10 protein-coding genes and 1 pseudogene are annotated in these 13,297 nt (G+C 45.6%); 1 reads left to right on the top strand and 10 read right to left on the bottom strand.

Going from position 1 to position 13,297, the window contains the following annotated elements:
- Positions 1–95: 95 nt before the first annotated feature.
- Positions 96–1,240, bottom strand: a pseudogene (locus ABN702_RS22375) (glycerate kinase).
- A gap of 192 nt (positions 1,241–1,432) precedes the next feature.
- Positions 1,433–2,380 (bottom strand): mannose-6-phosphate isomerase, class I, encoded by a 948-nt coding sequence (manA, locus tag ABN702_RS22370; RefSeq protein ID WP_417898776.1) that lies wholly within the window; start codon positions 2,378–2,380, stop codon positions 1,433–1,435.
- Between the two features lie 274 nt (positions 2,381–2,654).
- Between manA and ABN702_RS22365 the strand changes: the two genes are divergently transcribed.
- Positions 2,655–2,786 carry a hypothetical protein gene (locus tag ABN702_RS22365; protein WP_417898775.1) on the top strand — a complete coding sequence of 44 codons (132 nt, stop codon included), beginning with the start codon at positions 2,655–2,657 and terminating at the stop codon, positions 2,784–2,786.
- A 266-nt stretch (positions 2,787–3,052) separates the two neighbouring features.
- On the opposite strand, the gene ABN702_RS22360 is transcribed toward ABN702_RS22365, so the two are convergent.
- The 8 genes from ABN702_RS22360 to ABN702_RS22325 form a co-directional block, all read right to left on the bottom strand.
- Entirely contained in the window at positions 3,053–3,883 is an 831-nt protein-coding gene (locus ABN702_RS22360) for a sugar phosphate isomerase/epimerase family protein (protein ID WP_417898774.1), read from the bottom strand.
- Entirely contained in the window at positions 3,880–4,863 is a 984-nt protein-coding gene (locus tag ABN702_RS22355; RefSeq protein ID WP_417898773.1) for a DUF6005 family protein, read from the bottom strand. The genes ABN702_RS22360 and ABN702_RS22355 overlap by 4 nt, the downstream gene beginning before the upstream one ends.
- Positions 4,860–5,135: a petrobactin biosynthesis protein AsbD gene (gene asbD / locus ABN702_RS22350; protein WP_417898772.1), complete on the bottom strand. Its 276-nt coding sequence runs from the start codon at positions 5,133–5,135 to the stop codon at positions 4,860–4,862. The genes ABN702_RS22355 and asbD overlap by 4 nt, the downstream gene beginning before the upstream one ends.
- Positions 5,132–6,367: an AMP-binding protein gene (locus ABN702_RS22345; RefSeq protein ID WP_417898771.1), complete on the bottom strand. Its 1,236-nt coding sequence runs from the start codon at positions 6,365–6,367 to the stop codon at positions 5,132–5,134. Before ABN702_RS22345 ends, asbD begins: the two co-directional genes overlap by 4 nt.
- 1 nt (position 6,368) lies before the next feature.
- Positions 6,369–8,102, bottom strand: a complete 1,734-nt coding sequence (locus ABN702_RS22340) for an IucA/IucC family protein (RefSeq protein ID WP_417898770.1) — start codon at positions 8,100–8,102, stop codon at positions 6,369–6,371.
- Positions 8,074–9,900 (bottom strand): IucA/IucC family protein, encoded by a 1,827-nt coding sequence (locus ABN702_RS22335; protein ID WP_417898769.1) that lies wholly within the window; start codon positions 9,898–9,900, stop codon positions 8,074–8,076. Before ABN702_RS22335 ends, ABN702_RS22340 begins: the two co-directional genes overlap by 29 nt.
- A 312-nt stretch (positions 9,901–10,212) precedes the next feature.
- Positions 10,213–11,160, bottom strand: coding sequence for an ABC transporter substrate-binding protein (locus tag ABN702_RS22330; protein ID WP_417898768.1), 948 nt, complete (start codon positions 11,158–11,160; stop codon positions 10,213–10,215).
- A 548-nt stretch (positions 11,161–11,708) separates the two neighbouring features.
- Positions 11,709–13,256: an AraC family transcriptional regulator gene (locus tag ABN702_RS22325; protein WP_417898767.1), complete on the bottom strand. Its 1,548-nt coding sequence runs from the start codon at positions 13,254–13,256 to the stop codon at positions 11,709–11,711.
- Positions 13,257–13,297: the final 41 nt, after the last annotated feature.

Below are 13,297 nucleotides of genomic sequence, written 5' to 3'. Positions count from 1 at the left end.
TAATAAGTATATATATTCGGAATTTTTTAACACTTAATAATAAAAGAAGAGTGCCATTCCATTAAAGCATGATGGAATGGCACTCCTTCTTTTAATTATTTGGCCGTTATCAGTCTGCATATCTGCTCCACTGTCACCTCAATTTGCGTCTCTGTCACTTCCGGCTGCATCGCTTCCTTTAAACTTCTGCATTGTGTTTGAATGGAGAATACTGCATCAAGATGTTCATTTAATAGCTTAGTATCGGTATCTATTCTTCCGGCAATGCCAATCACTTTTTTGCCATGCTTTTTTGCGAGCTTTCCTAGACCCACGGGTACTTTTCCATAGATGGATTGGCTATCCAAGCTTCCTTCTCCCGTAAATACGAGGTCGGCATGCTTCATTTTCTCTTCTGCATTTGTATAGTGAAGCACCATTTCTATACCGGATTGCATGTCAGCACTTAAGCATCCGGCAAAAGCACCACCCAGTCCACCGGCGGCACCAGCTCCAGGAATATCTTGTATGCCTACACCAAGCTTTTGCAACACTAATTCAGCGAACCGTTTTAAATGTCCGTCCAACTCCATGATTTCTTCCATCGACGCACCCTTCTGGCCTGCAAAAACAAATGCCGCTCCTTTGGGACCGTAAAAAGGATTCATGACATCACTTGCAATGGTGATACTACACTGCGAAAGCTCCGGTAGTACTCCCTCTGTAGAGAAATCGTATGCATGTAGCAATGGATTTCCATCTTCCGGAGTCAATAGACTTCCAGTTTGATCATAAAATCTCCAGCCAAGCGCCTGCAGCATCCCAAGTCCGCCATCATTGGTTGCACTTCCCCCAGAGTAACCACCAGATGTCGATATCCTTTGGCAATTGCGTCCCGTATTTGTTCACCAAACCCATAGGAGTTCGAAATCATTGGATTGCGTTTTCCGATTGGAACTAAGGTGAGACCCGTACTTTCTGCACATTCGATCACGGCATGTGGCTTCCCATCGTAATCAAACACTCCATACTTCGCCAGTACCCGCTCCATTAAAGGTCCGGATACTTCCACTTCCTCGACTTTCCCTTTGTTGGCATTAAGGAGCGCCTCCAAGGTTCCCTCTCCTCCATCTGCCAGCGGTAAAACTTCAACCTCTGCTGAAGGAAAAACAGCATTCACCCCTCTAGCAATAGCCTCTCCCACTTTATAAGCAGATAAGGATCCTTTGAAGGAATCCGGGGCTACGAGTACATGTTTCATCCTAATCACCACCACTGTATGATCTAAAAATAGGCGGTAAATCAAGTATTGTCTACCGCCCTCTTATGCAATTTCCCTTCAACCTTTATCCTAACAAATTCATCAGAGATTGATATTATTTTTGAATCGTATCTGATGCAAAAGCTCCGTGAGAAACAAAAATAGGACCATCCATTGTGGATGCCCTAGTTTTTATGGATGGGAAGAAATTAAGCTTATATTTCCTTTTAAGGTGAACTCACCTAGTCCATGAGGAAGGATAAAGTGATCACCTTTCCGAAGCTTGAATGTCCCCTCTGCCGTTTCCAACTGTCCTTCACCATCGATTACACTTGCGATGAGGAAAGGATGTGGGTGTATGGTGGTATAACTTCCTGTGATGTCCCATTTGTATAAGGTAAAATACTCTGCTTCCACATAAGTGGTCACAGTAGTATCGTCTATTTTTTCCACCTTTGGGGTCACTTTTACTTTTTTATGAGGAATCGTGGACACGGCAATGGCTTTTTCAATATGGAGTTCACGAGTATTCCCCACTGCATCACGTCGGTCATAATCATACACGCGGTAAGTGGTGTCAGAGCATTGCTGTGTCTCCAAAATTAAAACTCCTGCACAAAGAGCGTGGATGGTTCCACTTGGGACATAGAAGAAGTCCCCAGGCTTTACAGAAATGCGAGTAAGCAATTCCTCCCATTCCCCTTTTTCCACCCGAGCAATAAACTCTTTTCTAGTTTCCGCTGTATGCCCTAAGATGATCTCCGCACCCTCATCACAATCAATCACATACCAGCATTCCGTCTTGCCTAATTCACCGTTTTCATTCTTATTGGCATACTCATCATTGGGATGAACCTGTACAGAAAGATCCTGATTCGCATCCAAAATTTTAGTTAGTAGCGGGAAAACTTCACTTGGATAATTTCCGAAAAGCTCTTTATTTTTCTGGTACAGCGTCCCCAGCTTATATCCTTTATACGGACCATCTGCCACTATACTTTGTCCATTCGGATGGCCTGATACCGCCCAGCATTCACCTGTCAGGTCCGATGGAATATCATACTTGAATTTTGTTGCAAGCTTCGTGCCGCCCCAGATTCTTTCCTGGAAATTCGGAGTTAAAAATATTGGTTGTTTCATAACCTCCTCCTTCAAAATTGCGATTAAAAAACTAATTCGATAGTTTTGTAAAATCAACCAACTCACGCCATCTTGAAGCAGAAACTATTTGGTTAGATGTTTCTTTTTAATTCTATGAAATTCATCTCTGATCTTATGATTAGTTTTTTTGTTGGAATAAAGAATATTTCAGCAAGGAAGACACCATAGAAATTGAATGTTGCTCCTTGTCACCTGAAGAACTAGCGAGGTTAATTAAAGTAATGCTGGTGAACATTTAGAGGATAATGATCTTATGCTTGATTATGGGTTTAATAAGGATGATTGCCTTGGACGTACTTATCCGGGTGTAACGAAAAGAGATAAATCAGGAGAAGGTGAAGCTAAGATAAGCAGCGGGACGGATCTCTCTGCTTCCTTTCTATAAAGGTGCCTGACCCCTTGTTGTGATAAATGCACAGGGGGTCAGGCACCCCCTCTATTAAAAAGTATAGGAGAAAAACTATTTTAAGTAGTCTTTTAAACAAACGTTTGATTAATCAAGGTATCAGATCCTATGAAAACAGCACATTTTATACAACCTAATAAAATCACTTAATCTTGATTTATTTTTTTGCTTTGACAGTATAATTTATTATTTCTACATGAATAATTGAGAAAGCAAAGAATCGTCCCCCGCTTGGGATAATCTATCTACCGGATAACTTTTTCCGGCTCAAGAACCCTTCTAACCTCCCTGCAATCCTTCCCAAGAACATCCTTCACATCCTGCCCAAACCATTCCAGTGAAGCCTCCATCTCCATCATATCGGCAGCTTCCCTCAAAAACAGCCTGTAATCCACCGCGCCTTCAAACAGGGAAACCATCCCTTCCCTGCTTCCTGCTGCTGCATATACATTATGAGGGGCAAACACACCAAGCTGGGCACGTGATTCGATGTTTTTAAAATGAAAATGTGAAACATATGGCCGCAGCTGTTTGAGCCCATAGACAGGATCCACCCCTGATTCCCAAATATGAAGGACATCAAAGTTGACCCGGAGTGCCGGATGGTCTGTTTCCTCCAGAAGCTGAAGGGTGGAAGACGGGTTGTCTGTCAGGGTATTCGGATGCGTCTCAACCAGAATTTGCTGTTCTTCGGCTTCAGCCATTTTGCAGAGCATCTTCATGCGGGAAACAAGCTCGATTCTCTCTAATCTGCTGATATCCGCACTGCCCTTGCTTCCGGCAAAAGTCCGTATTTTATTCGTTCCCCAGCGGTGTGCGAGAGAGCATAAGTCATTCATTTCAGCCGTTAATGCAGGGAGTGGCGCATCCAGTGGCAAATAGTCACTGAGCATGCTCGCTTCCAGACCGTATGAGCTCAGCCACTCACTTCCATAATGGATATCCTCAGCGAGGTTTTTGGCATGGACACCCCATAGTTCAATTCCCTGGAACCCGTGTGTCTGGGCCCAATGGGCAATCTGGTCGATCGACTGAAGATGGTGCCTGAATGAGATGGTGCAGAGTGAGAGTTTCATAGAATTGCCTCCTTCATAAGTTGGGGTTGTTCCAGTTTTGACCAAGCTTCAAAGCTTTCCTGTAAGCCTCTCTTAATCTTGAATTCCAGGAGATTCTGTTCTTCAAGTTTTGCGGAAATTTCGTCCTTTAAACGCATGTTTCCAGTCATGGCAAGCTTCATGGCCCGATATTGGATGGCGGTATAGCCTTTCACAAGCCTGTCGATGTCATCGCACCAGGCTTCAAAGCTTTCCTCGTCATACCCGAGCAATTCCCAGAAAAACGCAAAGGCATGTTCATATGCGTATTTCCGGATGGCGAGAACAGGCAGTTCCCTTAAAGCCAAAGTCAATCCTGACAGAGGAAACTTTTCATCTCCTGCAGTATATAGGTGGATGATCTTTGCAACAGCTTCTGTCATGGGGTTGCACTGATGCTTGATGCATGTGTTGAAATACGCCTCCACCGTTTCTGCAGATGGCGGAATAATCGTAGACGCATCAAAGAAATAGCCGCCTGCAGCAGTTGGGTCTTCAATGGCGGAGAGAATCCGATGCTTCGGAAGCACTCCTTCCCAGCGAAAGTCTGGATCATACATCATCCATTCTTCTTCGTTATCTGTCATTTCGAGCATCACATAATGGGGAAACGGGCTTTGATGAAATTTATTTTCCCGTTCTGGCAGCTTCGACAGGTCCAGCATGACCATTACATATTGATCAGCCTTCTTACCTTCGAGCAGTCTCAGCATTTCTTCTGTATTTTCCTGTTTGCTTTTCGTTTCGTCATACCATTTATGAAGCTTGATGCCATACAGCATTTCATACCATTGGTGAAAAAAGTCATGGTCGATCCGCTGGGAGTGATAGGTCAGTACTCCATTCTCCAGTACATCGAAATCAGCATCCCAGACCCCAAAATAATAGGGCCTGTGATCTGTACCTTCTTTCTTTTTGACGGCCTCGCATACACAACTTACAAAGCAATGGACTTTAATCATTGGATCCCCTCCGTTGCGGCTGACTTCTGCTGGTGTTCAAGAAAATCGGCCAAGCTTCCTACTGTCCGAAAATCCTTGGACACAAGCATTTCATCGGGGATATCAAACCCGAGATCCACTTCCAGATGGAGGATCAACTGCAGGATCATGATGGAATCCATATACAAGTCTTCATTCAAACGGGCATCTTCATGGACAGCCTCCATCGAAGGCAGCTTCATTTGCTGCTGCAAAATTTCGTGTAAGCTCTGCACTATTTCTTGTCTTGTCATGCCAGCACTCCTTCGCCAAGCCTTTTTCTGCTGATCTTGCCGTTTGGCAGCTTTTCGATTTTCTCCACCTGGATAAATTCCATCGGTACTTGATATGGGGCGAGATAATCTCTGCACCATTCCCGTAGCTCCTGCTCCTCAATCGGTTGGGAGGAGATATACTGGGCACATACTCTTTCCCCTGAAAGCGGATGGACCTTTTTATACACGACCGCCTCCAGGATTCTTGGTTCTGCCATAAGGACGTCCTCCACCTCTTGCGGATACACGTTCAAGCCCGCTACATTTATGGTGTCATCCATTCTTGCCAGAAATGACAGCACTCCGTTTTTTATATAGCCAAGATCCTTCGTATAGATGGTTTTCTCCGAATCATGGATGATGATTTCGCCAGGTTGCTCCATGCTTCCGGCCTCGACCTTGAGATGCGGAAGCGGATTGCCCATTTCACATGTGTCGTTCACATCCGGATGAATGGCCACACATCCAGCTTCAGAGCAGCCATATTGTTGAAGCACGCGGTTTGAAACCTTTTTTAATGCTTCAAGCCAGCCAGAAGGCATTAGAGTACCTGATGTCATCACCGCATCAAACCGCTTATCACCACGGTTCAGGCTCGTTAAGGTATGCAAAAGTGCAGGAGAACCATAGAGAATATGCTTAGGGTGGTCCTTCAGTTTTTTCAGCACATATTTAGGATTCATGTTCGTCAGGATGACCGGTTCAGCACCACGCCTGATGCAGGCAAACACCCCGCAAATCAAGCCATAGGAGTGGGTGACCGGGCAGGCAACGATTGACGTGGTATGCTGCTCCACCGGCAATACGGATACATAGCTTTCAAGCTCAGTCTCAATGGAATCCCACGTACGTTCAATGCATTTGGGGGCTCCTGTTGTACCTGAACTCATTTGCACCAGTACACCTTCCCTTGGATTTATTTGATCTGACAGATGGATCGGTGAGTAGATATTTTCAAAAAGCAAGACATGGCTGCCTGCAAGATTCGCCATCCTGATCGCACCATCTTTTGGCACGGAAGGATGGATCGGTACGATGGATCCCCCTTTTTTCCGCACAAACAAACATAGGGCAAGCCATTGAAAAGCATCTGGCATACAAACTGCCAATCTTCTATTCTGGCAATTTCTTAAATATGGGATATTTTCAAATACAGAATATTGTCTTTCCAGGTCATCCAGTGTGTAGTACTGATCATTTACAAACAACATCTCAATTCTCCTTTTGATAAAGTGCAAAAGCATTCGTGACAAGATGGCGCAACCCGCCAACCTCTTCACTCTGGGTCTTCCTTTTCAGAAGCGACTCGGCATAAACAGTAGGTGCCGAATGCTGAAGAAGGCTATTTCGGGATAGGATTTCGGGATAGCTGTTCAGGTGTCCATTGATTGCATTACTCGTAATCTCCCAGAACTTCCCCTCACTGAACCCGTACTGCTCCTGGAGTGCAAAGGACAGTTCGCTTAAATGAAAAACAAACAAGGTATCCATCACAAGCTCCCTTAGCGCTTCAACCGATGACATCCAATAATACTTGTCATCTTCGCCGTTTTTAAACTGATCATGGATCTGTTCAAAATCCGGGACCCTGCTTGGCTCTCTCAAAAAAGCATGATGATACTCTGTGCTGTCGTGAAAATCCCTCATCGCGACACGGGTCGGCCAGCCATTTTTATGGAGAAGGATCATATTCTGCGCATGTGCCTCGACGGCAATGCCATGGGATGTAAGCAAATGCCAGACCGGAACGACACTTACTTCCATGAATCTTTTCAGCCAGTTTTCCGTTCCATAACGTTTCAGCCATTCATCAAGGAACGGTAAGCCGTCCCGCTCCATCAGTGGCAAGGCCGTAAAAGGCACCGCCTCTTCGCCTTCCTCCATATAAAGCCGTATGCTTTCTCTCCATATCGCTCCAAGCTTAGTCTGAGTTTCTTGCCCTTTTGGTTGATAGGCAACTCCCGCATATTCCTTCAGAATGATCAGCGAAGCTTCTTCCTTCAAAAACTGGTCACTTTCCACTGTATCCGCGATCCAGCGTGAGATATGCGGTGCAGCACAGATGGCATGTGTGTCAAGTGTTCTTAGTGATGAAGTGTTCACCATATTCATCGAAAGTTTTATATGAGCTTTCTCTGGATTTGATATATTCCATAAGGTTCGGACGGACTGTGTGGCGCGATAAGAGTCTCCCCTTGCTTTTAAAAGGACAATCTCACTTTTTTCCAGCTCCTCCTTTGCATATTTCACCTGCCAGGGATGGATTGGTAGAAAGGTATACTCATCAAAAGTTTTTCCACTTTCATGCAGCTCAGCCAGCAGCTGCCCGAACATCGAAGGTCCGAGCTCCTTTTCCCAGAAGCTCTCCTCCGAACCCAGGAGTGCGATGTTGCTGTGCTCCCGTCTGACAGCCGCCCATTGGAGTGTAAAGGACTGCCTTGCCTCCGGGCCGAATGCAGCATGGTCTTCCAGCGTAAACCCGGTCCTTGCCTTGAAGCATGGATGATAAGGATGCCCCTCCCATATCTCTGACTCCAGTTCCTCATAGCCTAATCTTCGTCTGGAAAGGGACGGCATGAGGTGGGCTTCATTCCACTCGCTCAGCACAATGGTCTGTTCAAGCTCATCTATAAGCTGGCTTCTTTTCTCCGATTGCGTTACGAGGTCTTCCGCCAGTTCCACCAATCCGATATCCGTGCTCGAGCCATCCCCGTGCAAGGAGCGTATGCTTCCCTCTTTTATCCGGACACGGTCATACGCGGTGATTCTTCCCTCACAAGAGTAGGTCCGTTGGTTTCCAAATATGGTAAAGGTTAATAGCGCAGCTTCAGGTTGGGCAGCATTTTTTTCAACATCCAACAACCCTTCAAAAAGTATGGCCTCTATCAGTTGCCTGACTACTCTTTTTTCCATTTTTCTAGACGGCAGCGGATGCAGCTTCAGCATATTTCTCCTCCTCCTTCGCATGGTTAAAAGGATTTGGTATATAGGTGTAAACCGCTTGTTCATTCTTCGCCATCAGTTCATCCACATCATGAAAACGGGTCAGCAGATTGGCTTTATAGGACAGTTTTTCCGAATGGAGTATATGACGGATAAATGGTTTCCCCTCTCCATTCATCTCTTTTTCAAGACGGGAAAGCTTGTCGTAGCACCATGCAAGCAACCTGTCTTCACTGATAAGGCCTTCCTGCCCAAATCGGCAAATCACGGAAAAGAGCTGATTCATGAAAAGGTAGTATGTAAACCTTTCCTGAATAAGGACATCCTCATAAAAAAGCTCAGGACATTTCTCCAAGGATGGAAGATGACCGCATAAAGCTTCCCGATAGGAGTTTGATAGATAATACCCTTGATTGTCGCGGTAATAGTAAGCTTCCGGATAGCCCGATGTAAGGTCCAGGACACTATTCTGCTGATGGGCCTCAAGCGCAATTCCGTGCTCATCATATAGACGGATCAACGGTTCAATTGAACACTTCCAATACTTCCCGAACCAATCCATGCTTACATCTGCTAACATTCGCCTCTCCAATAGTGCCAGCCTTTCAATTGTCAGCTTCAGCCTTGAGCGTTCACCTGGCAGGGGATCCTGCACCAATGCCGCAATCGTGCTGATCCCTTTGTCTTTTCCTTCAGGGAATGGGTTGGACCGGATAATGACCTCGAATCCGGATTCCTTCTCTCCTGGAAATGTTGCAGTGATATAGGCGGGATCATCTATCATGCGGAATGCCGGATAGTTTTCCGTAAAGCGCAGTTGTTCCATTAACTTCGACATCGCGTTCCCTGCCCTTAGCTCATGAAGTCGATTCGTCCTTAACGAATTCGTGATTTTTATCGGGACGGAAAATTTGAACATCCACTCTTCTTCAGGATTGTAGACGGTCCTGATGGAAGAAGTGGCTGAATAACAAGCACCGAGTGGACCAAGATTCATTATCATATTGTTTTCCATTGCCTCTTTGACATAATCTTGCTGAAGCAGCCATTGAGCCTGAAGGGGATGGACCGGAATGAGGCAGCTTTTTTGCGGAACAGTAAGATGCGGCATCGATTTATTTAATGAATGGAGAATAGTTTCGCTTGCACTTTTCATGTTATTGGACACTTCTGTGACAAGTTCCCGGTCTATTTGAAAATAGTGCAGCTGAAAACGGCCCTTCAACTCCGGGGCATAGCTTGGATGCTGCCAGCCAGCCATTCCCTGCCTGCTTTTTGGTGTCGGATGGAGCCAGTGTCCAAATAATAGTGACTGCTCTGCTTCAATGAAAGTACTTTCTTCAGGGTAAAAGCTGTTTTCATCATGCATTCTGGCCTCAATGTATGAGGCAATAGTCTGATAGCTTTCAATCAATCGGAGCACAAGCTCATCAAAATGGGAGGCAAGCTCGTGGCAGCCATTTGATTTGGCCATCAGGTGCAGCTCAGTGGTCAGGGCAATCATCATCGGCAGCCGGTCCTGGGGAATCCATTCCATTCTTTGGCTACAATATTTGAAGGAGCAGCCAATTACATGCCTTCCTGTAAGTGATCTGTATATCACTTCAAAGGCAAACTTAGCGGACTGACCCGGGTGTTCTATTTCCACTACAGACTCGCCAGCAAGCGTGATGCCAGGCTGTTGTTCTTGCATCCATTCGTGCCTTTTCATCCAATGCCCGCAGTTTACTTCTTTTAGGTAGCTATTGATAAAAGCTTGAAATGTTGCGTTTTCTGCAATTTGTTTGGCTGATTGATGCATAATTCCATCCTTTCACCGAGTCTTTAGACCTAGTAATTGATAACCATTCTCAATAGTAGTTAAAAAATTTGATTCCTTTCATAGAAAAGAATCAGGTGTGCAGTTTCTTACGGAAATAGTTTGTTTTGGGACATTGAACACAGCTGTTGATTTCCGCAATAGGCTGCGCTTTCCGCGGGGCGTTATTGGAGCCTCCTCGGCTTCGCCTGCGGGGTCTCCAAGGAACGCCGTCTCCCGCAGGAGTCTTCGCCTATTGCTCCAATCACCAGCTGGATTCATAAAGAGTGATTTCTATTTTCTAACTGATTTAATTTAGTTTAGTAGCAAGGACTCTATTTCTTTTAATCCTTTTTGGCGTTCGATTGGGTCCCAGTAGCCCCACGTTGTTGTGAGGGTGTGGACGTTGTTGTTTTTGACGGCGTTGAGGCTTTTCCATACTTGGCCCTGGGTGACGGAATCGTAGAATTCTCCGCTGTTGAAGTAGGAGACGTCTAGGATATGGTCAGGGTTGTATTTTGCCAGTCCTTCGATTGAGATGTTTTCGCCGAAATCCTCTGGTAGGTTCTCTGCAGGCGTCAGCTTCAGGTCATCAAATAGTAAGGAATTTGTTGCATGGTTTGTGCGACCATAGACACGAATATCTTTTTTATTGATTGCTACTGCCATGAATGTTTCGTCGCCCATTTTTTCACGGACGCGTGTTCCGATTTCTTCTGCTTCCTTCTCAAGGTCTTCAATCACTTTCTTCCCTTCATCAAGCTTGCCGACTGCTTCGGCTACTTTCAGATGGTCTTCCTTCCAATCTCCGCCCACTTCCACCACAACGGTTGGGATGGTTTCAGAAAGCTGGTCATATAGAGGCTTATAGCGATCACTGATAATGAGAAGATCCGGATCAAGCTTCACAATTTCCTCCGTATTGATTTCATCAGCGTAAGGCAGTGCCGTCACACCTTCAAGTTCTTCCGTTAGATGCGGAGGGAACTCATTATCGTATGCCATCACCGCGTAAGGCTTTACCCCAACAGATACAAGCGAACCTTCCCAGGACACATGTGATAGCAGGATCACTTTCTTCGGCTCAGCCGGAACCTCTGCTTCTCCGTATAAATGCTCAACCGTTCTTGTTTCTTTGGTCTTTTCTCCCTCTTTCTTTTCCGCTGCTTCTGACGACGATGCTTCGTCTCCATTACCGCAGCCTGTTAAAACAAGTAAAAATAACATAAAAACAACGCTCAAAAGAGCAAAAGACTTTTTCACGGATAATTCCCCCTAAATCAGTAATGAAATTCATTCTCAATGATAATCATTATCAACATAAAGGAACATGGACATATATAACTTTCTGCATGGACAAAATGAACTTCAGAGAAAAAAAGAACAGCTGCAAGTTTGTAGACAAAAAGGGGAATCTAAAAACCTCCGTAATTTCCTAGCGAGGATGATTTAAAAGGAGCTTTTGTCCTTCATACCATTTATGAAGAACAAATCTATTGGTCTTACGCACTCAAAGGTCTTTGATTGCCCTTATGAGGGACCTTTCTATTGGACTAGCACACTAAAATGTCCTTCATCTCCCTTATGAGGACTCCTTTCTATTGGGCTAGCACATTAAAATGTCCTTCATCGCCCTTATGAAGGACATTTCTATTAGGCTAGCGCACTAAAATGTCATTCATTAGGAGCCTTCTTGACTTGCGTTACAGATTAGAAGAATCGGTGCTTCCACGGAGGAATCTTCCCGGTCATCGATTTTTCTACTGTCTAACAGTTGCAAGTGGCAGCTGCTAAACGAACTCTTCAAAACTCTAAGCTTTTAGTTTGCCTTTAACAATGCTTGAAGGCAGCTCAGCAAGCAACCTCTTCCTTCCAAGCGGCCCCCACGGATCCCACTCATGGCTGTCAGGAAAATAAACTTCTCCCGTTTGCACAGCCCGAAGCTTGTTCCATACCGGAGATTGTGCAGCTCGCCATACATCCCTCTCATGGCTCCATAAGATGAGAAGCTTGTCAGGGTTCAATGCAGCAATCTCCTTCAGGCTCACAATCCTGTAGCCCTCCCCATGCAAATCGGGATGCGGCTGGAATCCCAGGCCTTGAAAAAGCAAATCAAGCAGGGCATGATTTCCCTGCCCGTAAAGACGGATTTCTTCGGGGCGGATCCATAAGACTGCCCATGTCCCCTTTTTAGTTAACGGACACAGCTCATCCCGCACTTTACATTCCAGGCAGTGAATCTCTTTGCCTATCTTTTCGGCACGGCTTTCACAGCCTACCATCGAAGAGATTTCGTAAAGATACTGCCGCCAGTCCTGCTGCAATGGCAGATGATGGACTGCCTCCTGCTGGGAGAGCAGCACATTCTGAAGCTGATCATTATGTAGTGGGGTTTTGATGATGCGATCTGGCTGGGTCAAAAGTATATCCTCCGGCTTAAACGGTTTTTCTGCATTTAGGAGCATGGTTCCTTCAAGCTGTTGGTGAAGGTAGCTCGGTACCCCGCTGCTTGCAGGATACACGGTCGGATAGGATGGCGCTGCAACGGGCTGGACTCCGAGGGACAGGAGATGATCCTGCAAAAACAGCTGGCTGACAACGGCGATCCGCTCCTTGACCCTTTTCATGAAAATGGATGGCGGCAAGCCTTCTTTGCTTTTAAAAAGGCGGCTGAAATAAAATTCATCCTGCAGCCCGATCTGCTGCGCTACTTCCTTGGCGGTGATGCCTTTCTTTTGCAGCATCAGTTCTTTTGCTGCCTTCATCCGCTCCGTGTTCAAGAATTCCTTCGGTGTCATTCCGGTTCTTTTACGGAAGGCTCTTGAAAAGGAAACGGGACTCATATTAGCTTTGGAAGCAAGCTCCGCCACAGTGTATGGCCGGGACATGCTATTGCGGATCAATTCTGCCGCTTCTTCCACTGTGTCCACTTCCACCTCGTCTGTCAGGATGGCCAGCATATCCCAGAGCAAGGATTGAAATCGACATCTTGCCGATATTGATTTTTCCTTATTCCATTTTTGCAAATCCTCCCACAGGGGGACCATTCTTGGAGCAGCCTGCTCAGCAAGACGATCTGATAGGAATCCGGACAGAATGTCACCTTCTTTTGGCCATGAGAGCATATAGACGGACATAAGAACAGAAGCGGCTGTTGTGAGCTTGCCGATATCCTTGAGAAAATAGCTTTTTCCTTCCTCAGCCTTTATTCTCTGGTCCCCGCTCGCTAAGGTTCCCTTACCTGCTGAAACATAAAAAACACAGTAATGATTGGACTCTTCATTGATAGCTAAAGATTGCCCCTCGCGTAGGTTTAGTCTAGCAGTTTTATAGAAGTGGATAGGATGATTGTTCAGCATATACGGATTGGCACTCCCTTCTTTTTCCTTAAAATGAATTG

The organism is Bacillus haimaensis, from assembly GCF_048270625.1.
Classification (GTDB): domain Bacteria; phylum Bacillota; class Bacilli; order Bacillales; family Bacillaceae_I; genus Sutcliffiella_A; species Sutcliffiella_A haimaensis.
This window is presented reverse-complemented; position numbering and strand designations above follow the sequence as displayed.